Genomic DNA, 23495 nt, shown 5'->3' with positions numbered 1-23495 from the left:
CCAGGTCCTACGCCGATCCGACCGAAGTCGCAATCGAGCCACCAGCAACCTCAAAGCGGCACGCCCAATGTCATGTTTTGTGTCAGGAAATGCAGACAGACCCAGACAACCCCAGCGAACGCAAACTGCCCGGAACCGCCTGTTTACAGGCTGTCGACTACTTCACAGAGTGGGAGTGATGCCCCAAAACTCACTTGTCGAGCTGGTGCTCTCCCAACTGAGCTAAGCGCCCTCGAACCGGGATCTTACCGTGCGCCGCCGAGTTTCGCCTCCAGGCCTGCGAGTGCCTTGCCTGCGAGCGCCCTGAACGTGCCGCCGAGGAATGGCTCCGCGACGCGCAACACGCCCTTGAGCCTGAAGTCAGCCGTGTAGGTGATGCGCGTGCCGCCTGCTACCGCAGCCTCGAACGCGATCGTGTCGAGCGACGTCGCCCTCTCCCCCACGCCGTCGAGGACGATGCGCTCGTTGGGCGCGAAAGCGGTCACCGTGTATGTGAACGGCATCGTCTTGCCCCGGAACTCGGCCTGTACCGCGTAGATCGTGCCCACGTCACCTTCACCCGAGACCCTCGTTGATTCATGAATGCCCGGATCCCACTCAGCGACAGTCGTGAAGTCCGCCACGTACGCGAACGACTCCTCGACGGAGCGGGGCACCTCGATCACCTCGGTGACGACCATACGCCTAGAAGATCTCCGGACACCAGGGCTTGACGTCGACCCGGTAGAGCGCGTCTGCGCGGGCGACGCCGCCTCGCACAACCTCTTCCACGCGCCCCGCGCGTGCGAGCTCGGCAAACGTGAAGCCGCCGAGGTAGGCCGAGGCGAGCGCCTGCATATCGAGGCGCAGGTCGGCCCGGCGCCGTGACCTCTTCGCGACACCGGCCTCGATCGTCCACACCCCGACGTTGTCCGGGAAGATCGGGTCGGAGGCGATCTCGAACGTCACACGCCCGTCGCCCGTCACCGCTCGCGCCGAGAGCGCAGCGCCGACGTCCACGAGCCGCAGCCAGAGCCCGTCGAGGACGCGCCAGTGCAGGCGGTTCGGCCGTTGCACGAGCAGGAACAGCGGGTGATCGACGCCCAGCAGATCGCAGTGGATCTCCGCAACCCAGTCGATGCCGAGGAGGTAACGCCAGAGCTCACGCGTCGCAGCAGGCGTCTCACCGATCGCCTCGACGACGACGACCTGACTCACGTTGTGCGGCCCGTCCCACTCGAGCTTGATGCGATAGAGCGCGTAGCCGACCGGACGGCCGTCGATCTCGAGCAGGAGCCGGTTCAGCTCTCCCCCGCCGCGCCGTCGCTCGGGCCGATCGTCGAGCTTCCTGACCTCCCACCACGCATCCGTGCGCGAGACGAACCCGGGCGAGGCTCGCCGCACGCGGTCGTAGATCCGCGGGAACACCTTTGCGGCCTCGTCGTGCCCGACGAGACGTGTGGTGCCGGTTCTGCCCGGTAGCTCGGTGCGCAGCGCAGCGTGGCCGCGCGAGGCCTTGATCATCACGTCCTGGGACGCCATTCCGTACCCGAAGCGTCCGTAGATCGTCTCCTCCGACGCCCAGAGGGCAGCAAGAGGCTCGCCGCGCTCGCGCACGTCGGCGAGCTGGGCACGCATCATGCGGTCGAGGATCCCTCTGCGGCGGTGGGTCGGCAGGACACCCACGACGGTGACTCCCGCGCATGCGACCGGCCCACCCGGAACCGTCAGCTCGAACGGGAAGACACCGGCTCCACCGACGATCGCTGGCCCGTCGAACGCGCCGTGCATCCGCTCGAAGGGGAGGGTTCGTGCAAAGTTGACGAGGCTGTCCTCGCTCGAGAAAGCACCGCCGAAGTAGTGGCCGATCGCACCGACGGCGCTGGCGAACTCGGCCTGATCACGGGTTGGTCGGATGCGAATTGCCATCAGTGACCGCTCCGGAATATCCTGCCACGCTGCGCGTGGCTGCAAACACATCGCGGGGCTTCGTCCTCGGTCGCACCCGAACAACCCGGTATGGGAGCTCCCTGCGTCCTCGCCCTGCTCGGTTTTCGCCAGCGCACCACGACAGGATATCCCGAAGCGACCACTAGATCTTCTCGAGCGGAGCATATTCGAGCATGAGCTTTCGTTCGCTCTGGTCGTTCGCGAATCGCACCGTCACGAGCCCGCCCGGCTCGATCCTGGTCACGACGCCCTCGCCGAGCGAGCCGTGCCGAACCGAGTCGCCGGTCTGTAACGACGGGATGTCGCTCGGCTCACGCGTCGGCGTCGAAGACGACGACGTCGTCTGCCCACCCGCGCCGTAGCTCGACCACGACGAGGGGCGCAATCGCTCGCGCTCGACGTCAGCCGGGAGCTCGTCGAGGAACCGCGACGGCAGGTTGTACTCGCGCCGGCCGTAGAGCGATCGCGCCATCGCATGGGTTAGCGCCAGCTTCTCCATCGCGCGGGTCATCCCGACATACGCGAGCCGTCGCTCCTCCTCGATCTCGTTGTCCTCGATCGAGCGGGAGTGCGGGAAGATCCCATCCTCCATCCCGATCAGGAAGACACCGCGGTACTCGAGTCCCTTCGCGTTATGGATCGTCATCAGCGTCACGAGCGACTGCTCGCCCGCGAGGCCGTCCTGGTCGGAGACGAGGGAGATCTCCTGGAGAAAGGTGGAGAGCGTCGGCTCCTCGTGCTCGGCGCGGTACTCCTGGGCCACTCCGACGAGCTCCTCGAGGTTCTCGATCCGGCCGCGCGCCTCGATCGTCCGCTCGGCCTCGAGAAACTCGATCGTGCCACTGCGCTCGAGAACCGTCTCGAGCAGCTCGTCGATCTCGAGCTCCTGCGCCGCCGACTGCAACGATTGCATCATCGTGTGAAACCCCCGAACGGCCTTGACAGCGGCCGTGCCGAGCCCCGCGGCCTCGGGGTCGGCCATCGACTCGAACAGGGTCACGCCGAGCACATCGGCGTGCGTGACGAGCCGCTGCAGCGACGTGTCGCCGAGACCACGGCGCGGTCGGTTCGCGATACGCAGCAACGAGACGGCATCCGCCGGGTTGTCGAGAACGGACAGGTACGCGATCGCGTCCTTGATCTCGGCACGCTCGTAGAACCGCGGGCCACCGATGACCTGGTACGGAATCTGCTGCCGCACGAGCACGTCCTCGAGTACGCGGCTCTGGGCGTTCGTCCGGTAGAAGACAGCCAGCTCTGACGCCGACCAGCCCTCCTCGACGAGGCGTGCAATCTCGGAGGCGACGTAACGAGCCTCCGTGTGCTCGTCCTCGACCTCCACGACCTGCACGGGGTCGCCCTGCCCGAGTTCGGAGAAGAGGTGTTTCGGCTTGCGGTCTCGATTGTTCTCGATCACCGCGTTGGCGGCTCCGAGAATCGCGTTCGTAGAACGGTAGTTCTGCTCCAGCGCGATTGAATGGGAGCCTGGGAAGTCGCGCTCGAAGTCGAGGATGTTGTTGATATCGGCCCCACGGAAACCATAGACGGACTGATCGGGGTCTCCCACCGCAAACACGTTCCGCTCCTCGCCTGCGAGCAACTGCAACAACCGGTACTGCGCGTGGTTCGTGTCCTGGTAGTCGTCGACGAGGATATAGCGGAACGTGTGCTGCCAGTGCGCCCTGACCTCCGGGAAGCGCTCGAGCGCCTCGACTGTGAGCATGAGCATGTCGTCGAAGTCGACGGCGTTCGAGGTGATCAGCCTCCGCTGGTAGCGCTCGTACACCTCCGCGACGGTCTTGTCGTAGAACGAGGCGACGCGGCTCATGTACTCGTCCGGCCCGATCAGCTGGTTCTTTGCATTCGAGATCTGGTTGTGGATTCCCCGAGGCGTGAAGCGCTTCGGGTCGACGCCGAGATCCTCGAGACACGCCCTCACGACCCGCACCTGGTCGGCCTGGTCGTAGATCGTGAAGGTCGAGCGATAGCCGAGGCGCTCGGCGTCACGCCGCAGCATCCGCCCACACGCGGCATGGAAGGTGAGAATCCAGGCGGCGCGTGCCTGCCTCCCGAGCATCTTCTCGAGTCGCTCGCGCATCTCCCCCGCCGCCTTGTTCGTGAAGGTGATCGCGAGGATCTCGTTCGGCCGCACGCCATGGGCGCGAATCAGGTGCGCGACACGGTGCGTGAGCACACGGGTCTTCCCGGAGCCTGCGCCGGCGATGACGAGAAGCGGACCGTCGACGTGCAGAACGGCCTCTCGCTGGGCCGGATTGAGGTCGGCGAGAAGATCTTCGTGGGGCGCGACGCTCATGCGTCGATGCTAGCGGCGCTCTCGGAGTGGGTCGCCGTGGCCTCAACCGTCGTGTTGCTTCAGTATCGATAGTCACTTTGAATTGTATAGTTATGCTTACACCCCCCGAAGCAAGGAGACCCACGTGTCCGTTCTCGAAGAAGTCATTGCCGCGAACCAGGCGTACTCCAAAACGTTCGGCGACAAGAGTGAGTTGGCCCTACCCCCGGCGCGGCGGTTTGCGATCCTCACGTGCATGGACGCGCGACTCGACCCCGCGAAGTACGCAGGGCTGAGCGAGGGAGACGCCCATGTCATCCGCAACGCCGGCGGTCGCGCGAGCGATGACGCGATCCGGTCTCTCGTCATCTCCTACAAGCTTCTCGGGACTGCTGAGTGGTTCGTGATCCACCATTCTGATTGCGGGATGGAGTTCTTCACCGATGAGCTCATGGGAGAGTTGCTCTCCCAGAGCCTCGAGACAGCGGCGCTCGGGCCCGATGGCTTCCATGACGTCGGAACGAACCCCGGGTCGACGGCCGGCCGAGACATCTCCTGGCTGACGATCGCGGATCGCAACCAGAGCGTCGTGGACGACGTGCGGCGCATTCGCAACCACCCGCTCGTACCTTCACGCATTCCGATCTACGGCTACGTCTACGACGTCAAGACGGGTGTCCTCAACGAGATCGCCGAGGCAACCGAGGCCGGCCGGCCCGGCTGAGGGTCACACGCCGAGCGTCGCTCGCTCAGCCGTTCTCGAGAACGACGACGCCATCGTCGTCGCTGTACAGCATTGCGCCCGGTCGGAACGTGATGCCCCCGAACTCGACCGGGACATCGGCCTCACCCGCTCCCGCCTTGCCGCTCGGTCGCGGGTTCGTTCCGAGTGCCTTGATCCCGACCCCGAGGCGCCGAAGCGCACGGGAGTCACGCACGCAGCCGTTCACGACGAGTCCGGCCCAGCCGTTCGCGGCCGCAAGACCCGCAACCATCTCTCCTAGCAGCGCGACGCGAGCCGAACCGCCCCCGTCGACGACGAGGACGCGCCCCTCGCCGGGTTCACCGAGACGGCGCTTCAGGACGACGTTGTCCTCGTCGCAGCGAACGGTCGAGATGGATCCGGCGAACGACGCAACGCCGCCGAACTGGTGGAGGACGAGCCCACACACCTGCGCCTCCGCCGGATGCGCGTCGAGGATGTCAGCGGTCGACGTCATCGCTCGAGCATACGGCGTTCTCAGCGAAGCGGAAATGGACGCCCGGTCAAAGCGGGAATGACCTGCGCAGTCACCCAGACCGGCGTTGCTCCGTACCGCACCGAGTAGCGGTAGCTTCCGTCGCTGCGTCGCAGGCGGGAGAGGAACCGGAACGGCGCCTTGCCCGGCTTCTCACCGGCGCTGAGCAACGCCTGGATCGCCCACGCGGTCGACTGTGCGTCCGGCTCGCGGCCCTTCGTGAGCGCGAAACCGCCGTCTCGGCCCTGGAAGCCGCGCAGCGCAGCCACCGCCCGGCGGATCGACGCATGGCCGGTGCGGAGACCAGCCGCGCGGAGGGCTTGAATCGCCGCCGCCGTATCGTTCGAGTCGGGCTTGCCTCCGCGAAGCCACGGGAACCCACCGCCCTTGGCCTGCGCCGAGAGAATCGCGCGAACGAACCCGGCAGGCGGCTGCTCGCCCACGGCGCGGAGCGCGATCGCGGCCCACATCGTCTCGTTCACGAGCGCGCCCGGGCGATGCTCCCTCAGTCTCACGAGGAGACTTGTATCCACACGCTCGCCGAGTGCCGCAAACGCAACGACGAGAAGTGCGACATCGCCGTCCGTTGCTCGGTCGGTCGGGCGCGTGCGAAGGAATTCTCGCGCTCTCGAACGGGCAGACTCGGAGCCATTCGCCGCGACGAGGGCGAGAGCGGCCCACGCGGTGAGAGACCCGTCCGGTGTCTGCCCCTGCTCGGCGAAACCGCCGTTCGGGCTCTGGCGGGCCGTCAGGAACGCGGCTGCCCCGCCGGCAGGGCCGGTCGCGCCTGCTGCCGTTCCAGCCAGCACTGCGGACGCAACGAGGCTCAGCACCCATCTCACGCCCACACCACCTCCGTGTGCACCGTGCGCGCGTGCCTCGCGAGGACACGCCGCAACTCAGGCCCGGCCGCAAGGGCGAGGACGACGTTGCCGAGTGCATGCGCGATGTTGAACGCGAATCCAGCGGCAAGAACCGTGACGAGCGCGGCCCACGTGTGCGGGTAGAAGGCAAACCAGAGCCAGAGATCCATCAGCGTGCCGAAGGCCATTCCGAGGATCGCGCAGAAGAAGGCGAACGACCAGCGTCGCTGCAAGGCGACCCTGAGGACACCGGCAACGGCACCGCATCCGCCCCAGGCGAGCATCTGCCACGGGGTGTGGGCTCCCTGACCGAGAAACATGTTCGAGGCGATCGCGGCCAACGCACCCACAGCGAAGCCGCGGCGTGGCCCGAGCGCAACCCCGGCCGTCGCCACGATGATCGTCACCGGCTGCACGCTCGGCACCGGGGCAAAGAGAATGCGGCCCGCTGCCGCAATACCGGCGAGCGTGGCGACGAGCGTGAGATCACGCGCGGTGTCGCCACCCTGCTCGAGCCACGCGAACCCTCCTGCAACGAGCGCGAAGGCCGCAAGCAGGGTCGCGAGGCCACCGTTTGCCGGATCAACCATCGCCCACAGCAGGCCGGCGACGCCGAGTCCGACGAAGGCGACCAGTGCGAACCTAGACCGCAACAGGAACCTCCAACGGCTGCCCGAGCCGGACACGTCGGTGTGCAGGCAGGAGCGGGTCGTGGGTAGCGACGAGGATCCCGCGCCCGCTCTCGGCCTGCTCGAGCAGCCACGCCGAGAGTAAGGCCTTTCGGTCCGGGTCGATTCCCCGGGTCGGCTCGTCGAGCACGAGCAGGTCGGGCTCGGAGACGGAGATCGCCGCGATCCCCAGCCGTTCGCGTTCGCCACTCGAGAGATCACGGGGATGCCGGCACGTGGCGAACGAGAGGCCGAAACGCTCGAGTGCGGCTGCGGCACGCACCTGGTCGCCGTTGACGCCGAGCGCGACCTCGTCGAGCGCGGTCTCGCAAACGAGATGTCGTCCGGGATCCTGCGAGAGATACGTCGCGCGACCGTCACGAGCAACGACCCCTCCCGTCGGTTGCAGCAGTCCGGCCGCGATCTTGGCGAGCGTCGTCTTCCCGCTGCCGTTCCGTCCCTCCAGAGCTACGATCTCGCCCCGATGGACGACGAGCGACGTGCCGCCGAGCACCTCCCGGCCGCTGCCATAGGCGAAGTGAACGTCGTCGAGCCGAACGACAGGCGGGCCGACGGGCACTGACGGCGAGGGATCGTCCTGGGCCAACCCGCCGCTATAGCGCGGCCTGCGCGCCGAGAGCCAAACGCGCGCCTCGACAACAGGCGCGTCGAGGACGACCCTGCCCTCCTCCATCATGATCACGCGATCAGCGATCGCGAGCGCACGGTCGACGCGCTGCTCGGAGAGCACGACGGCACACTGTGTCTGCTCGACGTGGGAGAGGAATGCGTCGGCGCCCTCTGCATCCAGCTGCGATGTCGGCTCGTCGAGCAGGAGCAGCCGCGGCTCGAGCGCGAACGCCGAGGCGAGACAGACACGCTGCAACTCGCCGCCGGAGAGCTCGACGGTTCGGCGTTCCGCGAGCTGCCCGCCGCCGACCTCGGCAAGCGCCGCGTGCGTCCGCGGCCAGATCTCCTCCGGCGGGACGCCGAGGTTCTCGAGACCGAACGCCACCTCGTTCTCGACACGCGTCATCACGATCTGATCCTCGGGATCCTGAAAGACGGACGCCACCGTTCCCGCGAGCGCGGCCGGGCCGTGCGTTCGGGTGTCCAGCCCGGCCACGATGACGCTGCCCGAGAACGTTCCGCCATGGAAATGCGGGACGAGACCTGCGAGAGCCCGTAGCAGGGTCGACTTGCCACTGCCGGAGGGGCCGAGCAGGGCAACGATTTCACCTGCCTCGATCTCGAGCGAGACGTCTCTCACCGCCGGGATGCTCCCGGGGTAGGCAAACGAGAGACCGGTGACGGACGCTAGAGCCATAGCGCAGCAACTCCCACGAGCACGACCGCGCCGCCGAGTGCAGCGTAGTCCGCGAATGTCCACGACGGTCGCGGAGCGCGAGTCGCGCCGCTCCGACCGAACCCGCGCGCCTCCATTGCCTCGGCCAGGCCGGTCGCTCTCTCGAGTGACCCGGCGACGAGAGGCGAGAGCAGCGTTGCGTACCCGCGCGCGCCATGGAGCTCGACGCCTCGGCCTCGCACCGACTCGGCAAGACCGGCAGCATCACGCTCGAGCGTCGGCACGAGGCGCGTGGCGAGAGCGACAGCGAGGGCGGAGCGCCGGGCGAAGCCTGCCGCCGAGACGAGCCGGTCGTGATCCACGCGAAGCGCGTACGCGCTGAATGCAAGGGCAACGACCGCGAGTCGAAGCCCGTTCACGACGGCGATCCGGATCTCGTCGGTCGAGATATCGAGCGGGCCGAGCACGGGAAGCGTCGGCCCTTCCCAGAGGAGCGTCCCCCCGCCCGACGACCAGGTGAACGGTGAGATCACGATGACGCCGAGCGCGCTGAACAGCGCTCCGCTGATGTAGATGAAGCGCCGGTCGACCGGCGCTCGCATGCAGACCACGACGAGGATCAGGGCCATCGTGGCGAGCGCCCAGATCGAATCGATCAGGAACCCGGCCGCTGCAACCGCCGCGAGGAGCACCGTGGCAGGGCCGGGGCTCACGGGCTCTCGAATCTCTGCGAGAAATCGCCGTCCAGCAGCCGCACGACCGAGCCGGAGAACGAGAACCTCACGGCCCCCGAAGGCCCGGAACCGGGCTGCCGTAGAACCGCGGTCAGATGCGGCGCCTCGTCGACGAACTCGAAGACGTTCGCATCGGCATCAACGGGGGAGCCCCTGGCGGCAACGTCATCGCTGCCGAGAACCCTTGCAACCCGAGACGCCTCTACCGCGAGTCCCGGTGCATACCGCACCGCCGCCGGGCGCGTCCTCCCGGCATAACCGTGGAGAAACGGCTCGGGGAACGCCCCGGCCACAACCTCGAGTGTCTCGGCGTCGCGTGACCAGTCCCGGTAGTCCCACCAGGCGACGTCGCCGTCGCGCAACCGGTACGACGAGGCAGATCGGTCGCCGGCGAGACCGTTGACGAACCAGAACCAGTCCTCGTGACGGCGGGCGCTCCCCTCGATTCCGTCGATCGACTGCACGAAGCCGCCGCCGTACCGAGTGGTCACCTTCGCCTTGGATTTCAGCGCCCGCAGGAGAGACTGGCCGGCCGGCACCTCCAGGTCGACGAGGACGATAGCGCCGCGATCGCGCGTCACCCACAGACGCGCCTTGCCATCGGCGGCCGTCGGCCCCTCCCCGCCGCACCCCGCGTTTGCGAGGACGGCAAGGAGGAGCCCGATGCAGAGCCGACGGGTCACTTCACCGCGTTCGACCGAACAGCGCCGACTGCGTAGGCGCGGACGAGACCGACGTGGCGGCCAACGCACACCTTGCCCGCCCCACTGGCCTTGAACCGGCGTCCATCAACGCGGAGCTGCGCGCCCGCCGCGGGTGCTGCCTTGCCGGCGTCGTCGAACGCCGTGACGGAGTAACAGTTCTTCGATGTCGCCTTGAGCGCCAACGTTGCTGGGCCGCCGGTATCGGAGAAGGTGGCGTAGTACCACAACACTTCGTCCCCGTCTTTCAGCGTCACCTGATCCGCTCCAACGGGCGGCGATGCCCCGTTGACCTTGAAGACCCAACCCGAGGCACCTGCACCGGGGTAGCGACCGATCTGGCTCACGTACGGGCCAAAGGACGACTGGGTCACCTGCACGTAGAACTCGCCGAAGATGCTGGCCGCATCGAGCGCGACCATCGCGTTCGGTGCCTCGACCTTGATGGGCATCGATCCGAAGATCGACTGGGTCTTTCCTTCGACGCGCACCGTGACGGACGCGCCGAAAGCCGTAGCTGCGAGCGTGAGAACGAGACCGATGACGGTCACGAGAACGATCAAACGTCGTGCCACGAATCCTCCTTCCACGAGGGGTTCGGTATGGAGGAGGCGGCAGGTCTTCTGACTCGGGGCTCCCTCTCCCACCGCCTTCCCGGCTACCGGTCTCCCGGTGCGCCAGTGGCCTTCGGCGGGCGAGCAACTCCCCTCACAGCGGCGGGACCGTCCCGGATTCGCACCGGATTCCCTCACCGCGCTCCCTTGTGAGGCGGGAGCCTACCATGGAGTGGTGTCGGCAGCATCTTTCCGCCGCTGGGCGCCCGTCGTCGTCATGGCAGCGATCATCTTCGCGTTCTCGTCGGTGCCGAGCCTCGGCACCGGCCTCGGAACGTGGGACCTCGTGTTGCGGAAGCTCGCGCACCTGACCGAGTACGCCGTCCTCGGGACACTCCTGCAACGAGCGCTCGCGCGCCCGGGAATCGCGATCCTCATCGGAGGGCTGTACGCCGCGTCCGACGAGATCCATCAGCACTTCGTTCCCGGGCGACATGCCGCGTGGTACGACGTCGTCATCGACACCGTAGGCGTGACGATCGGGGTCGTTCTGTGGCAGCGGATGCGGCGGGCCTGCACACCTTGAGACGGAGCCTCGAGTGGTGACGCCGGACGGCTGGCGCTCCCGTCAGGACGCCAGGCGATACACGGCGCCGTCGGCCGAGACGGCGTAGAGCTCTCCTGCGTTGTCCTCACCGAACGACGTCAGGTTCTTGACGCTGAACGGTTCGACCCGGACTTGCCGGGCGACGCCGTTGACGAGCTTCAGCGACCAGACCGTTCCACTGCAGTAGTCGCCGTAGAAGTACCGGCCAAGCGCTGCCGGGACTGCCGAGCCCCGATAGACGTACCCCCCGGTGATCGAGCACCCACGCGAGTGGTTGTATTGCGAAACCGGCTGGACGAGCCTTCCCGGGCCGAGCGTTCCGTTCTCGAAGCGCGCGCGCCCCTCGTAGATATCCCACCCGAAATTCAGCAAGCCCTTCCACGGCCACGCTACGCGGTCGACCTCCTCGATCGCCCCCTGGCCGACATCACCGATCCACAGGTCACCGCTCACGCGGTCAAACGAGAAGCGCCACGGGTTGCGAACGCCGAGCGCGACGATGACCGGTCTCGCGGCGGGGCGCGCCGGGTTCAGACGAAGCATCTTGCCGAGGAGCGACGATGGGCTCTGAGCCCTCCCTTCCGGATCTCCACCAGCGCCACCGTCGCCCATCCCGACATAGAGAAGGCCGTCTTTGCCGTACGCGACCATCCCGCCGTTGTGGTTTCCATACGGTTGCTTGATGAAGAGGAGCTGACGAGCGGTCCCCGTCAGCGCCTTCGACCCGTTCGAGCGATACCGCACGACGCGCGTGTGCCCGTCGACGTCGGTGTAGTTGACGACGAACTGGCGGCTCTTCCGGTAATCCGGGGCAAAAGCGAGGCCGAGCAGGCCCTGCTCACCGCCGGCGCGCACCTTCGAGCGAAGGTCGAGGAAGGGCTGTGCCTGCGCCTTGCCCGATCGAACAGTGCGGATCAGCCCGCCCTGCTCGACGACGTACAGGACGCCGGGTACCCCGGGAGCGGCGGTCACGAGGACCGGTGCCTGGAGGCCGTCGACGACCTTCACAAGGCGGAGTGCAGAGGTCTGCTGCTCGAGCGCCGAAGCGCCTGACACGACTACGAGAACGGCTAGAAGGCTGGCACTCGCGGCGGCGAAGAGGCGCATTCCCTACCACGGTAGCCGACCAACGCAGCGCCGCGTGCCTCGGTGGGTGTACCCTGCGCCCGCCCCGTGAAGATCTTCGTCATCGGTGCAGGACAAGTCGGCTCGACCATCGTGGAGGCGCTCCACGGCGAGCACAACCTCACCGTGCTCGATCTCGATCCCGGGCGCCTCACGCCGTTGGCCTACCGCTATGACGTTGCGACGATCGAGGCGAACGGCGCCAGCCGTCGCGCGCTCGCCGACGCCGGAGTGCGCGATGCCGATCTCGTGATCGCCTGCACCTCGCGTGACGAGGCGAACCTTGTTGCCGCCACGTTTGCCCGGATCGAAGCGCCGCGCGCAACCACCGTGATTCGCACGTCGAACATCGAGTACATCGAACTCTGGCGCGAGGGTCGGCTCGACGTCGACTTCGTCGTCTCGTCCGAGGTCGAGACGGCACATGCGATCACGCGCGTGATCGGTGTCCCCGCGGCACTCCAGACAGACGTCTTCGCGAACGGGCAGGTGCAGATGGTCGAGTACGAGGTCACAGATCTCTCGAGTCCAGACGTGCTCGGAAAGCCACTTCGGAAGTCAGGGGTCATTCCGCGCGACTCGCGCGTCGTAAGCAAGATCCGGGGCGACGCGATGACGATTCCGAACGGCGACACGGTGATCAACGCCGGTGATCGGCTCGTCGTCGTCGGCTCGCCGGAAGCGGCACAGGCCTGGGGAGAGCTTCTCTCACCGGGAGAGGGAGCCGTCGAGGACGTCGTCGTGTTCGGCGGCGGCCAGGTCGGCGTCGCGATCGCACGCCAGCTGCTCGAGCAACGCATCGGCGTTCGTCTGATCGAGCCCGATCGCGAGCGCGCTCGCCGGATCGCGGAGGATCTTCCCGATGCCCGTGTCTACCAGGCGACCGGGCTCGACCCGGACTTTCTCGAGCGCGAGCGCATCGGCCAGGCGCAGGCTGCCGTGTTCGCGATGCGCGAAGATTCGAAGAATCACTACGCCGCGACGCTCGCTCGTGTCCATGGTGTCGATTTCACGATCGCAATCGTTCACGATCCGATCGCGCGCGAGGTGTACGCGTACTCCGGTGTCGACGTGACCGTGAATCCCCGGCAGGTGACAGCCGAAGAGATCGTGCGCTTTGCCCACGATCCGAGAACGCAGCAGGTCGCAATGATCGAGAACGATCGCTTCGAGGTGCTCGACATCACCACGAGCCCCTCGAGCGAGTATGTCGGGCTGAAGTTCCGAGACATGCCCATCCGAGGGGCAGTGATCGGCGCCATCGTGCGCGACGGGAAAGCGGTCTTTCCGCATAGCGACGACGTCCTCGAGGCGGGCGACCGGGTGATCGTGTTCACCGAGTCCTCCAGAGTGGCGGCCGTCGAGCGAGTGTTGTGACCGGCAGCACGGCCACACGGAAGACCGTCTTGCGGCGACGCCAGGGCGTGGAGTTCCGGGGCGCTCTCGGCCTGACGGGCACGTTGACCAAGTATCTCTCGGTGGCGGTGCTGTTTCCCACTGCACTCGCGATCGGGTACCGCGAGCCGTTCTGGCCGTTCCTTGCGGCGGGGGCAATCATCGCTCTCGTCGGACTCGGGCTCGAGCGAATCGGGAGGGATGCGCCCCCGATCGGTTTCCGCGAGGGTTTCTTCGTCGTCGCCGTGACATGGCTCTTCGCCGCCGCGCTCGGCGCACTCCCGTACCTCCTCTCCGGCGACCCTCAGCTCGACCGCCCTGTCGACGCGTACTTCGAGGCGATGTCGGGATTTACGACCACCGGCTCCTCGGTTCTCACCGACATCCCTGCCCTCGACCAGTCGATGCTCATGTGGCGTCAGTTCACCCAGTGGCTCGGCGGGATGGGAATCATCGTGCTCGCGCTTGCCGTGCTGCCACGACTTCGCGTCGGAGGACGTCAGCTGCTCGAGTCGGAGATGCCCGGGCCGGAGGTCGACAATCTCGCCGATCGTATTCGCTCGACGGCGCAACGACTGTGGCTGCTCTATATCGCCCTCACGGCCGCGCAGGCTCTGATCCTGGCGATCTTCGGCTGGACGGGCATCGACGACCGCATGGATCTGTTCAACGCCGTGGCACACGCGTTCACGACGCTCCCGACGGGCGGATTCTCCCCGGAGGGGAGATCGGTGGAACCGTTCAGCGCCGCCAGCCAGTGGGTCATCGTGATTTTCATGACCTTCGCCGGAATGAACTTCGCCCTGCTCTACCGAGTTCTCGTCCGCCGGCGAGCCCGCGTCGCGATTCGCGACGAGGAGGCCCGTCTCTACCTGACGATCCTCGTCGCAATGTCGCTCCTTCTGGCCATGGAGCTCTGGCACAAGGGAATTGAAGGGGGCGAAGCTGCGTTCCGGCACGCGACCTTCCAGGTCGTCTCGATGATGACGACCACGGGATACGCCAGCACGGACTTCATCGTCTGGCCCGCGTTCGCCCTCATGATTCTCATCGGTGTGATGTTCATCGGCGGCTCGGCGGGGTCGACGGGTGGCGCGATCAAGGTCGTTCGACATCTCCTCATGGGCAAGGTCCTTCGCCGTGAGCTAAGGCAGACGCTGCATCCCGAAGTCGTGATGCCGATCAGACTCAACGGCGTCGTGGTCGACGAGCGCACGTTGCGCGCGATCACAGCGTTCGTTCTCCTCTACGTCGGGTTCTTCGCAGTAGGCGCTGGCCTGATCGCGCTCGACTCCGCATTCCAGGGACCTCCGATGTCCGCCTTCGATGCCATCGCCGCAGCGGCGTCCACCCTTGGCAACGTCGGCCCTGGCCTCGGCTTCGCGGGGCCGATGGGGTCGTTCGAGCCGTTCAGCGACTTCTCGACGGTCGTGATGATCGCGCTGATGTGGCTCGGCCGCCTCGAGATCGTTCCTGTCGTCGTGCTGTTGACACGCAGCTACTGGCGCGTCTGACCCGGCGCACTAACCGACGAGCGCACGCCTCAGGCTGTCCTCGAACCCCGGCTTCAGAATCGCGATCACCCTGTCTCCGGGCCGGATCACCGTCTGCCCGACGGCGATCTCGCCGATACCGTTCCGAGTCACCGAGACGAGCCGCACATCGTCGTGCAGGGAGAGGCTCGCCACGCGCTTCCCGGCGGCGGGCGAGTCGCCTGCGATCTGCATCTCGACGACCTCGAGACCCTCCTCACGGAGCTCGAGCAGACGCACGAGGCCGTGCTGGGGCACCTCGTGCTCTACAAGACCGAGGATGCCCGATGTCGCGCACACGGTCAATCCGATTCCGAGCAGGTCGAAGTGCTGCTGATTCCGCGGGTCGTTGACCCTGGCGATCGCCTTCGGCACTCCGTACCCTTCCTTCGCCAGTTGGGCAATCACGAGGTTGTCCTCGTCGTCGCCGGTCACCGCAAGAACGATGTCGGCAGGCCTGTTGATCCCCGCTCGCTCGAGCACGTGTACCTCCGTCGCGTCACCGTGGAGGACGACAGGCCCGAAGTCCTCCTCCAACACCTCGAAGCGATCGCGCCGCTGTTCGACGAGTGTCACCTCGTGGCCCATCGAGATCAGAGACGAAGCGACGTTCGCTCCGACCTTCCCGCCTCCGGCGACGATGAGATACATCAGCTCTGTGCCGTCCCGGATGCTGACCCCGGGGGAACCGCACAGGATCGCACCTCCTCGACGAGAAACGAGATCGCAGTCTGCGTCGGGCAGACGGTGCGGAGCCCGCGCTTCGCATAGAACTCGGCGCGTCGCGGGTCGAGCACGCGCACGACGACACACGCGATGCCGTACCGCTTCTGGATCACCTGTCCGACGACGATGTTCGTGTTGTCACCCGACGTCGCCACCACCGCAGCGTCGGCACTCTCGATGCCGGCGCGGACGAGGATCTCCGTCTCCATCGCGTGGCCCACTACGAAGCCGCCTTGCCAACCGGCACCGAGGCGCGCCAGGGCCTCCTCGTTCTCGTCGACCGCTGTCACGTTCCACCCCTCACCGGCGAGTTGCTGTGCGACAGCCGAACCGACCCGGCCGCATCCGATCACGACTGCATTCACGCGATCAGCTTACCCTCGCTATCAGTCGCTATCAGTCGCTCTCATCGAACGTGCCGTCGGGAAAGGCAACCACGAGAACCTCGCAGGGGGCGTGGCGCAGAATGTGATCGACCGTCGGCGAGAAGAACCTCGACTGCCGACGCCAGCGCGGCGACGACCCGAGAACGATCAGATCGACGCTGTTCTCGTGCGCATCCTCGACGATGGCGTGCCCGATCGAGCGGGCGACTACCGTGCGCGTGACGATCTCGACGCCGTTCTCCTCGCCGAGAGCGCGGGCTTCTGCGAGCGACTCTTCTGCTCGTCGCCGCACGTCCTCCGGGAGCGGGCCCTCGAGCGGGAAGGCGCGCGGTACGCGTACGACGAAGATGGCTTCGACACTCGAGCCGCGCTCTTTCGCGAGAGCAACCGCCGTCGCGACCATCTCCTCACCGACGTTCCCGAGCTTCATCGGCACGAGCACCTTCCGGTAGGCGACACTGGGCGGCAAGGACTCGACCGGATCGATGTCGTCGAGCACGCTTGCCTCGAGGCGACGCCTGACGATGAAGAAGACGACCAGTCCGCAGGCGAGCCACGCCGGCCCCGCGTACCTTGCCCCCGGGTGCGTGACGAGCGCGAGAACCCAGACCGCGAACGTGAGCGGAGCCCCGATCAAGGCCGGGAGCGGAAGCGGCACTCCCTTGATCCGAACTTCGGGCTTCGCGCGGAACGGCCGGTCGAGATCGGGCTCGGTCTGCCGCAGGCGGATCACCGCCAACTGGGCGGCGGTGAAGGCAAACAGGACGCCGAAAGAGTAGAGACTTGCGAGGAACGCAGCGTCGTCACCCGCGAGTGCGCCGGTCGCGACGACGATCGCGATCGCGACGACACCCACGGCGACGAGCGCCTCCCGCGAGACGAGCGACCTGCGTTCGAGCCGGCCGAATTCACGTGGCAACATCCCGTGCTCCGCCATCGACCGGCCCAGGCGCGTGCATCCGGTGATCGCCGTCGTCGCCGCGGCGAAAAGGATCAAGGCGCCGGAAAGACCGACGACGACGCGGAGAATGTCCACGAGCGCGTTCGGGAGGTGCCCTTCGAACGCTGTCACTATCCCAACGATCGGAGCCTGCAGCCAGTCGTCGGCGAGCCCACTCGATCCGTCCTCCGAGGGGAACGCCGTGACGGCGAGGATGGCGATGAGCACTGTCGTGATGACAACGAGTCCGATCGACGAGAACAGCGATCGTGGCAGCACGGTTCCCGGCTCGCGCGTCTCAGCCGCGAGGTTTGCCACAGTCTCGAGCCCCGTGTATGCGAGCATGGCGAGAGGGAGCGCGAAGAAGAGATCGTCCCAGCTCTGGTCGACAGCGAAGTCGAATCCGCTCGTGAGAACGTCGGGCGAGAAGAACACTGCGAGTCCGATCACGATCACGAGAAGCTGCACCGAGATGTCGAGGACGGCGAGCACGAGCGCGGCCGTGTGAATGCGGCTGCGCCGCACGAGCCTGGCCCCGACGATTGCCGCGATCACCCCGACGGCGACGACCACGTCCCACGGGCTCTCGCTCAGTGACGGCGTCCCGAGCGCAGCCCCGAGGTAGTGGGGAAGGAAAAGCGTCGACAGCGCAATCACGATCAGGAAGTCGAGGAAGAGCACCCACCCGGTTACGAACCCCGCAAGATCGTTGAAGGCGCGGCGCGTGAACGTGGCCGCCCCGCCGGCTTGCGGGAGCGCTGCCGTCCCCTCCGCGTACGAGAGCGAGACGATCAGGAACAACAGGCCCGACACGAACAGGACGACGGGCGTCAGCCCGAGCGCCTGGGCGGCGATGATGCCGAGCGCGAAGTAGATCGATGAGCCGATCTCGTCATAGGCGACCGCGAACAGGGACGGAGCGTCCAGCACGCGTTCGAAGCCACGGACCTTACGTGCCACGCTTGCGCTCCAGCTGGACGCGGCCGACTCCGAGCGCAACGAAGAGCGCTCCGAGGACGAGGCCGACGAGGCCGCCTCCGTTGACGGCAGTGACCACGAGAAGCGCGATCCCGATCAGGACGAAACAGGCCGAGAAAACGAAGATTGACCGCCGATACCAGATCATGTCGGTACCTCCTCCCGGGCTGCCGTCACCATCACGCGGCATGGAGCGTGCCGCAGCACGTGGTCGACCGTTCGCCCGAACACGGCGCGTTGTGAAGCAGTAAGCGACTTCCTCGGCGTCCCGATGACGATGATCTCCGTGCCGCGGCGCTCGGCCTCCTCGACGATCGCCGCCCCCGCGCTGCGGGCGCGCACGAGGCGATCGAGAACACGAACGCCGTACGAGTTCCCGACCGCAACCGCCTCGTCGAGCTCCTGGTTCGCCGCGTCCTCGAGCTCATCCATATCGTCGTCCAGCGGACGGCCGAGCGGGACCTCGAGGACGTTGAGGGCCACGATCCGGGCGCCCCTCTCCGCGGCGAGGCTGCAGGCGACGTCGAGTGCGTCGTCCGACGGCTGGCCCGCGACGACGGGTACCAGGAGTCGCCGATACTCGAGCGCGAGGGCCGGCCCGAACGCCGGCGGCGCCTTGACCGTCTCGCGGAGCGACGCGTGCACGAAGCGACGCCGATAGATCACGTAGAAGACCAGCCCGGAGACGATCCAGCCGAGGCCGACCCAACGGGTCGTCGGGTTCTGCGCAACGATGACGAGGAACGAGGCGCCCGTAGCGAGCCCACCGACGATCGCGAAAAGCGGCCATTCGACCCCGCCGAGTGCCAGGTTCGGTCTCGCCCGATAGAACGTCTCGGTCGCGCTCTTCTGCTTTATCCTCAGGCGAACGAGTGATGCGTGCGCCACCGTGAACGACAGCGTCGCGCCGAAGGAGTAGAGCGTGCCGACGAAGTTCACGTCTCCGGGGAGAAGGATCAGGATCGGCGCGATCCCGGCGAACAGAATGAGCGGCAGGATCGGTGTCTTGAACCGGGGGTGGAGTCGACGGAACACCTCGGGGATCTGCCGATAGCTCGCCATCGAGTACGTGACACGGGACGCACCGATCACTCCGGCGTTCGTGGCGATGAACAGAATCGTCGCTGCCAGGATTCCGACGTAGATCTCGAGCACCCGGAGGAGCGACCCCGAGATGCCAATGTTCTCGACGAGACCGAGGATTGGGTCGTTTGCGTAGCCACCCTCCTCGGGCGGAAGCGCGAGGAGGGTCGTCAGCTCTCCGTTGATCATCTTCACAGGCAGTGCCGATAGCGCGATCAGCGGAAGCGTCAGGTAGATGGCGAAAACGGCAGCCGCCACGAGCTTGTAGGCGTCGGGCACGGACCGCGACGGCTCGCGCGCCTCCTCGGCGAGGTTGGAGACCGTCTCGACTCCCGTATACGCGAGCATTGCGACGGGTACGGCGAGCGCGAGGTTCGACCAGGTTGGCGCGACACCCCAGTGGATGTTGTCGACGAGGATCGTCGGGCTGAAGATCAGGAAGAAGCCGAGGAGAACGAGCAGCACCTGCGTTCCGAAGTCGACGACGGCCAGGATGATCGAGAGCTTCGCTGCCTCCTGGACGCCGACGATGTTCAGCGTCACGAGGACGACGATCACGAGTGCGCCGGCGATGATATCCCAGGGATTCGTTTTCAACGGCTCCCAGAAGACCGAGAGATAGTGCGGCACGAAGAAGGCCGAGGTCGCGACAGTGACGACGTACACGAGCATCTGAGCCCACGCAGCCCCGAAGCTGATGATCTCGTCGAACGCATGCCGGGCGAAGCTCGACGATCCGCCCGCCTCCGGGTAGAGGACGGTGCCCTCCGCGTAGGTGGCGGCCGTCATCGCGAAGACAATCCCGGCGACGAGGAAGACGAGCGGGGTCAGACCAAGGGCGTAGACCGCAGTGAGCCCGAGCGCGTAGTAGATCGACGAGCCGACGTTGCCGTAGGCGGTCGCGAAGAGCGCCGGCGTACCGAGAACCCGCTCGAGCTCGACCTCGCGTCTGCGACGACTGGGCACCGCCGGAGTGTAGAGACACGCCGCGAAGACGCTGTGGGTGGCGGGCGGGTAGAACTACGACAAGGGCCGGCTGCTGCCGGCCCTCGTCGAGCATCCTGTGAGTGGCTCTACGCCCTAGCCGTGAATCGAGGCGAGCAGCGGAATGATCAGGATCGCGACGATGTTGGCGATCTTGATCATCGGGTTGATCGCCGGGCCGGCGGTGTCCTTGTAGGGGTCACCGACCGTGTCGCCCGTGATCGACGCTGCGTGGGCGTCGGAGCCCTTCCCTCCGTGAGCACCCTCCTCGATCAACTTCTTCGCGTTGTCCCAGGCGCCGCCACCGGAGGTCATCGAGATCGCGAGGAAGAGACCCGTGACGATCGTGCCGATGAGCAGGCCACCGAGCATCTCCGGGCTGATGATTCCGACAGCGATCGGCAAGACGACCGGGATCGCAGCGGGGAGCATCATGCCCTTGAGCGCCGAGGTGGTGACAATGCCGACAGCCAGAGAGTAGTCCGGCCTCGACGTCCCCGCCATGATCCCCGGATCGGCCGCGAACTGACGTCGGACCTCCTCGACGACCTCTCCGCCGACGCGCCCAACCGCCGTCATCGCGAGGGCCGCGAACAGGAACGGCATCATCCCGCCGATGAACAGGCCCGCGATGACGTACGGATCGTCGAGCGAGAACACCGTTTCGATGCCCGCGTCGACGAGACCACGCGTGTACTCGTCGAACAGGATCAGCGCGGCGAGGCCGGCAGACCCGATCGCGTACCCCTTCGTGACTGCCTTCGTCGTGTTGCCTACGGCATCGAGCTGGTCGGTGATTGTACGAACCGACTCCGGCATGTCCGCCATCTCGGCGATGCCGCCAGCGTTGTCCGTGACGGGGCCGAACGCGTCGAGCGCGACGATCAACCCGGCCATCGAAAGCTGCGCCATGACCGCGACGCCGATTCCGTAGATGTTGCCGCCCGCGATCTCGTAGGCCGCGATGACGCCGCCCGCAATCACGATCACCGGCAGTGTGGTGGCCTCCATACCCTTGGCCAGTCCCGCGATGATGTTCGTCGCGTGACCCGTGGTCGAGGCGGACGCGATCTTCTTCACAGGGCTCCAGCGACTTCCGGTGTAGAACTCGGTGATCGCGACGAGCAGGAACGTGATGGCAAGGCCGACGAGCGCCGAGCCATAGAGCTGCCAGAACGTGAACCGGCCGCCGTCGAAGGCCTGGGTGACCGGGATGAAGCCAATTGCCGAAAGGAGGGTCGCAACGACCACACTCATGTAGAGCGCGTTGATAATCGAGTTCGGGCCGCTACCGACACGTGCGAAGAAGGTGCCGATCACGGATGCGAGGATCGCCATCCCACCGAGCGCGAGCGGGTAGAGCCACAGGTCTCCTGCGGGGTATGCCGTGCCGAGCAGCATCACGGCGACCGTGGTGACCGCGTACGTCTCGAACAGGTCGGCGGCCATACCGGCACAGTCACCGACGTTGTCACCGACGTTGTCGGCGATCACGGCGGGGTTGCGCGGGTCATCTTCGGGGATGCCGGCCTCGATCTTGCCGACGAGATCGGCACCGACATCGGCCGCCTTCGTGAAGATGCCGCCCCCGAGGCGGGCGAACACCGAGATCAGCGAGCCACCGAAGGCGAGCCCGATCAGATCCGTGACCGCCGACTCCGGGCTGTTCCCGAGCGCCCCGGTGAGGAGCCAGTAATACCCGGCAACGCCGAAGAGGCCGAGCCCGACGACGAGGAGACCCGTTACCGATCCGGCGCGGAAGGCGACCTTGAACGCGGGCGCCACCCCTTCACGCGCGGCTTCGGCCGTACGAAGGTTCGAGCGTACGGCGACGTTCATGCCGATGAAGCCGGCTGCCGACGAGAGAACGGCGCCGATCACAAACCCGAAAGCGGCTCCCCAACCGAGGGCGTTGTAGAAGCCGATCAGCAGGATCGGGAGGATCGCGACGACCGCGATCCACGTGTACTGCTTCTGCAGATACGCAGCGGCGCCTTCCTGCACGGCACCCGAGATCTCACGCATCCGCTCGTTGCCCTGCGGCTGCTTCAGCAGCCAGTAGGTCAGGTAAAGCCCGAACAGCACTGCGATACCCGCGCAGACGAGCGCGAAGGCCACAGCATGGTCATTGAAAAAGTCCATCAACCCTCCGGAGGAACGTCACAAAGATAGAGCCGAAACGGGATCGGCGCGCCCGATTATGCAGCACAAACCCGCGCGCCGCTTGGCGAACCGCGCATTTGGCGGGTGTCTCAGCCCACGCGGCTCGGGCTCAGGGTGAGGTCGCCGTAAATTCGCGCGAGATCGTCGCCCTCCTCGAATCGTGCGATCTGCCGCTCGGCGGCGTTCTGGTCGGGGACGCGGAGCCACTCTGCAGCACCGATCTCGGACGCCACGGGCAACGCCCACTCGATCAGTCGCTCGATCCGAGCGCGGGCGGGCACTACCTCACCCCGCTCGAGATCGATCAGCTCGCCTGAGAGGCCGTAGCGGATCGCCCGCCACATGTTCTCCTCGATCAGACGGTGGGGCTGCTGCACAATGGGCTCGCCCTCGTCGAGGGCTCGGGCGATCCTCGCGGTCAGCGCGACGCAGAGCGCGGCGAGCGACTGCGATTCGGCAAGGCTCGGCTGGCCGTCGCAGATGCGGATCTCCACGGTCGGGAACGCCAGGTGCGGCCGGACGCTCCACCACAGCTGGGTATGCTCGGTGATCGAGCGCGTGTCGTACAGGAAGCGGACGTACCGTTCGTACTCGTCCCACGTGTCGAACGCGTCAGGAACCCCACAGCGGGGAAAGAAGCGCGTGAAGATCTGGGTGCGGGCGGAATGAAGTCCGGTGTTGACGCTCTCGGCGAAGGGTGAGCTGGCGGAGAGCGCAAGGAGCTCGGGAAGCCAGTTGCGCAGCGCGCTCGTCACCTTGATCGCCCGGTCGGCCCCCCTGATCCCGACGTGGACGTGGAGGCCGAACGTGTTGTTCTTCCACACGACGTAGCGGAGCAGCTCGTCGTTGCGTCGGTAGTGAGGCGTGTCGATGATCCGCTGATCCTTCCAGTTTGCCCAGGGGTGAGAGCCGGTGGCACCAAGCTCCAGTCCGAAGGGAGCAACGAGTCGTGCGAGCTCGGCCCGACGGTCGGCGATCGTGGCCGGGACGTCGGCGAACGTCTCGAGTCGCCCGGTCTTGATCTCTGCCTCCGACGCGATCAGCTCGCCGGCGAGGTGGGCCTCCGCCGGTGTACCTGCGGCTGCCGCCTGAACGTCCTCGAATCGGTTGACGAGGTCGAGCGAGGCAGGGTCGAGAAGCGCGAACTCCTCCTCCACGGCGACGGTGAAATCGGTGCCGTCCTCGAAACGCTCGCGCGCATCGCGGAGGAGCTGATCACTAGGAACGCGCTGTTCATCACCCACGGCGCGAAAAAGCGTAGTCGATACTGCACTTTCGATAGCAACGCTG

At 66.6% G+C, this 23495-nt stretch carries 22 protein-coding genes and 1 riboswitch; of the genes, 4 read left to right on the top strand and 18 right to left on the bottom strand.

Features of this window, described 5'->3' with window-relative positions:
• Nucleotides 1-245: 245 nt before the first annotated feature.
• The 3 genes from ABIR74_RS11330 to ABIR74_RS11320 form a co-directional block, all read right to left on the bottom strand.
• Complete coding sequence (locus ABIR74_RS11330) at nucleotides 246-680, bottom strand: SRPBCC family protein (protein WP_348178155.1); 435 nt, start codon at nucleotides 678-680, stop codon at nucleotides 246-248.
• A gap of 4 nt (nucleotides 681-684) precedes the next feature.
• Nucleotides 685-1908, bottom strand: coding sequence for a GNAT family N-acetyltransferase (locus tag ABIR74_RS11325; RefSeq protein WP_348178153.1), 1224 nt, complete (start codon nucleotides 1906-1908; stop codon nucleotides 685-687).
• A 163-nt stretch (nucleotides 1909-2071) separates the two neighbouring features.
• Nucleotides 2072-4243 carry a UvrD-helicase domain-containing protein gene (locus tag ABIR74_RS11320; protein ID WP_348178151.1) on the bottom strand — a complete coding sequence of 724 codons (2172 nt, stop codon included), beginning with the start codon at nucleotides 4241-4243 and terminating at the stop codon, nucleotides 2072-2074.
• A 124-nt stretch (nucleotides 4244-4367) separates the two neighbouring features.
• Here ABIR74_RS11320 and ABIR74_RS11315 point away from each other — a divergent pair, with 124 nt between their 5' ends.
• Nucleotides 4368-4946, top strand: a complete 579-nt coding sequence (locus tag ABIR74_RS11315; RefSeq protein WP_348178149.1) for a carbonic anhydrase — start codon at nucleotides 4368-4370, stop codon at nucleotides 4944-4946.
• Between the two features lie 25 nt (nucleotides 4947-4971).
• On the opposite strand, the gene rraA is transcribed toward ABIR74_RS11315, so the two are convergent.
• From rraA to ABIR74_RS11280, 7 genes are read right to left on the bottom strand one after another with little or no spacing between them, the layout of a single operon-like run.
• On the bottom strand, nucleotides 4972-5442 hold the full coding sequence (gene rraA, locus ABIR74_RS11310; protein ID WP_348178147.1) for a ribonuclease E activity regulator RraA: 471 nt from the start codon (nucleotides 5440-5442) through the stop codon (nucleotides 4972-4974).
• A gap of 20 nt (nucleotides 5443-5462) precedes the next feature.
• On the bottom strand, nucleotides 5463-6302 hold the full coding sequence (locus tag ABIR74_RS11305; protein WP_348178145.1) for a prenyltransferase/squalene oxidase repeat-containing protein: 840 nt from the start codon (nucleotides 6300-6302) through the stop codon (nucleotides 5463-5465).
• Complete coding sequence (locus ABIR74_RS11300) at nucleotides 6299-6976, bottom strand: ECF transporter S component (protein WP_348178143.1); 678 nt, start codon at nucleotides 6974-6976, stop codon at nucleotides 6299-6301. The genes ABIR74_RS11305 and ABIR74_RS11300 overlap by 4 nt, the downstream gene beginning before the upstream one ends.
• Nucleotides 6966-8261 (bottom strand): ATP-binding cassette domain-containing protein, encoded by a 1296-nt coding sequence (locus ABIR74_RS11295; RefSeq protein WP_348178141.1) that lies wholly within the window; start codon nucleotides 8259-8261, stop codon nucleotides 6966-6968. The genes ABIR74_RS11300 and ABIR74_RS11295 overlap by 11 nt, the downstream gene beginning before the upstream one ends.
• Before the next feature lie 47 nt (nucleotides 8262-8308).
• Nucleotides 8309-9010 carry an energy-coupling factor transporter transmembrane component T gene (locus ABIR74_RS11290; RefSeq protein ID WP_348178139.1) on the bottom strand — a complete coding sequence of 234 codons (702 nt, stop codon included), beginning with the start codon at nucleotides 9008-9010 and terminating at the stop codon, nucleotides 8309-8311.
• Nucleotides 9007-9714 (bottom strand): DUF4430 domain-containing protein, encoded by a 708-nt coding sequence (locus ABIR74_RS11285; RefSeq protein ID WP_348178137.1) that lies wholly within the window; start codon nucleotides 9712-9714, stop codon nucleotides 9007-9009. Before ABIR74_RS11285 ends, ABIR74_RS11290 begins: the two co-directional genes overlap by 4 nt.
• Nucleotides 9711-10307: a DUF4430 domain-containing protein gene (locus ABIR74_RS11280; RefSeq protein ID WP_348178134.1), complete on the bottom strand. Its 597-nt coding sequence runs from the start codon at nucleotides 10305-10307 to the stop codon at nucleotides 9711-9713. Before ABIR74_RS11280 ends, ABIR74_RS11285 begins: the two co-directional genes overlap by 4 nt.
• Nucleotides 10308-10327: 20 nt before the next feature.
• Nucleotides 10328-10527: riboswitch (cobalamin riboswitch) on the bottom strand.
• Here ABIR74_RS11280 and ABIR74_RS11275 point away from each other — a divergent pair.
• Entirely contained in the window at nucleotides 10522-10872 is a 351-nt protein-coding gene (locus ABIR74_RS11275) for a VanZ family protein (RefSeq protein ID WP_348178131.1), read from the top strand. It overlaps the preceding riboswitch by 6 nt.
• Before the next feature lie 42 nt (nucleotides 10873-10914).
• Here the strand turns inward: ABIR74_RS11275 and ABIR74_RS11270 are convergent, their stop codons facing one another.
• Entirely contained in the window at nucleotides 10915-12000 is a 1086-nt protein-coding gene (locus ABIR74_RS11270; protein ID WP_348178129.1) for a PQQ-dependent sugar dehydrogenase, read from the bottom strand.
• A gap of 66 nt (nucleotides 12001-12066) precedes the next feature.
• On the opposite strand from ABIR74_RS11270, the gene trkA reads away from it, so the two are divergent.
• A complete protein-coding gene (trkA, locus tag ABIR74_RS11265; protein ID WP_348178126.1) occupies nucleotides 12067-13395 on the top strand; it encodes a Trk system potassium transporter TrkA in 1329 nt (442 codons plus the stop codon).
• Between the two features lie 29 nt (nucleotides 13396-13424).
• Nucleotides 13425-14927 (top strand): TrkH family potassium uptake protein, encoded by a 1503-nt coding sequence (locus ABIR74_RS11260; RefSeq protein ID WP_348178124.1) that lies wholly within the window; start codon nucleotides 13425-13427, stop codon nucleotides 14925-14927.
• 9 nt (nucleotides 14928-14936) lie between these two features.
• On the opposite strand, the gene ABIR74_RS11255 is transcribed toward ABIR74_RS11260, so the two are convergent.
• From ABIR74_RS11255 to ABIR74_RS11225, 7 genes are all read right to left on the bottom strand, one after another.
• Entirely contained in the window at nucleotides 14937-15596 is a 660-nt protein-coding gene (locus ABIR74_RS11255) for a TrkA family potassium uptake protein (RefSeq protein WP_348178122.1), read from the bottom strand.
• On the bottom strand, nucleotides 15596-16036 hold the full coding sequence (locus ABIR74_RS11250) for a TrkA family potassium uptake protein (RefSeq protein ID WP_348178119.1): 441 nt from the start codon (nucleotides 16034-16036) through the stop codon (nucleotides 15596-15598). The genes ABIR74_RS11255 and ABIR74_RS11250 overlap by 1 nt, the downstream gene beginning before the upstream one ends.
• Before the next feature lie 31 nt (nucleotides 16037-16067).
• Complete coding sequence (locus ABIR74_RS11245) at nucleotides 16068-17957, bottom strand: universal stress protein (RefSeq protein WP_348178117.1); 1890 nt, start codon at nucleotides 17955-17957, stop codon at nucleotides 16068-16070.
• Nucleotides 17947-18123, bottom strand: coding sequence for a hypothetical protein (locus ABIR74_RS11240; protein ID WP_348178115.1), 177 nt, complete (start codon nucleotides 18121-18123; stop codon nucleotides 17947-17949). The genes ABIR74_RS11245 and ABIR74_RS11240 overlap by 11 nt, the downstream gene beginning before the upstream one ends.
• Entirely contained in the window at nucleotides 18120-20024 is a 1905-nt protein-coding gene (locus ABIR74_RS11235) for a universal stress protein (protein WP_348178113.1), read from the bottom strand. Before ABIR74_RS11235 ends, ABIR74_RS11240 begins: the two co-directional genes overlap by 4 nt.
• Before the next feature lie 114 nt (nucleotides 20025-20138).
• The gene (locus ABIR74_RS11230) at nucleotides 20139-22184 is read right to left on the bottom strand and encodes a sodium-translocating pyrophosphatase (RefSeq protein WP_348178111.1); all 2046 of its coding nucleotides are present in this window, start codon (nucleotides 22182-22184) and stop codon (nucleotides 20139-20141) included.
• A gap of 110 nt (nucleotides 22185-22294) precedes the next feature.
• Nucleotides 22295-23449 (bottom strand): YbdK family carboxylate-amine ligase, encoded by a 1155-nt coding sequence (locus ABIR74_RS11225; RefSeq protein ID WP_348178109.1) that lies wholly within the window; start codon nucleotides 23447-23449, stop codon nucleotides 22295-22297.
• Between the last annotated feature and the right edge of the window lie 46 nt (nucleotides 23450-23495).

This window comes from Gaiella sp., from assembly GCF_039915195.1.
Classification (GTDB): Bacteria; Actinomycetota; Thermoleophilia; order Gaiellales; family Gaiellaceae; genus Gaiella.
This window is presented reverse-complemented; position numbering and strand designations above follow the sequence as displayed.

Bases quoted from the DNA above. Each gene is read 5' to 3' on its own strand.
- ABIR74_RS11330 (WP_348178155.1), bottom strand. From the start codon at position 680: ATGGTCGTCACCGAGGTGATCGAGGTGCCCCGCTCCGTCGAGGAGTCG.
- ABIR74_RS11325 (WP_348178153.1), bottom strand. From the start codon at position 1,908: ATGGCAATTCGCATCCGACCAACCCGTGATCAGGCCGAGTTCGCCAGC.
- ABIR74_RS11320 (WP_348178151.1), bottom strand. From the start codon at position 4,243: ATGAGCGTCGCGCCCCACGAAGATCTTCTCGCCGACCTCAATCCGGCC.
- rraA (WP_348178147.1), bottom strand. From the start codon at position 5,442: ATGACGTCGACCGCTGACATCCTCGACGCGCATCCGGCGGAGGCGCAG.
- ABIR74_RS11270 (WP_348178129.1), bottom strand. From the start codon at position 12,000: ATGCGCCTCTTCGCCGCCGCGAGTGCCAGCCTTCTAGCCGTTCTCGTA.
- ABIR74_RS11255 (WP_348178122.1), bottom strand. From the start codon at position 15,596: ATGTATCTCATCGTCGCCGGAGGCGGGAAGGTCGGAGCGAACGTCGCT.
- ABIR74_RS11240 (WP_348178115.1), bottom strand. From the start codon at position 18,123: ATGATCTGGTATCGGCGGTCAATCTTCGTTTTCTCGGCCTGTTTCGTC.
- ABIR74_RS11230 (WP_348178111.1), bottom strand. From the start codon at position 22,184: ATGGACTTTTTCAATGACCATGCTGTGGCCTTCGCGCTCGTCTGCGCG.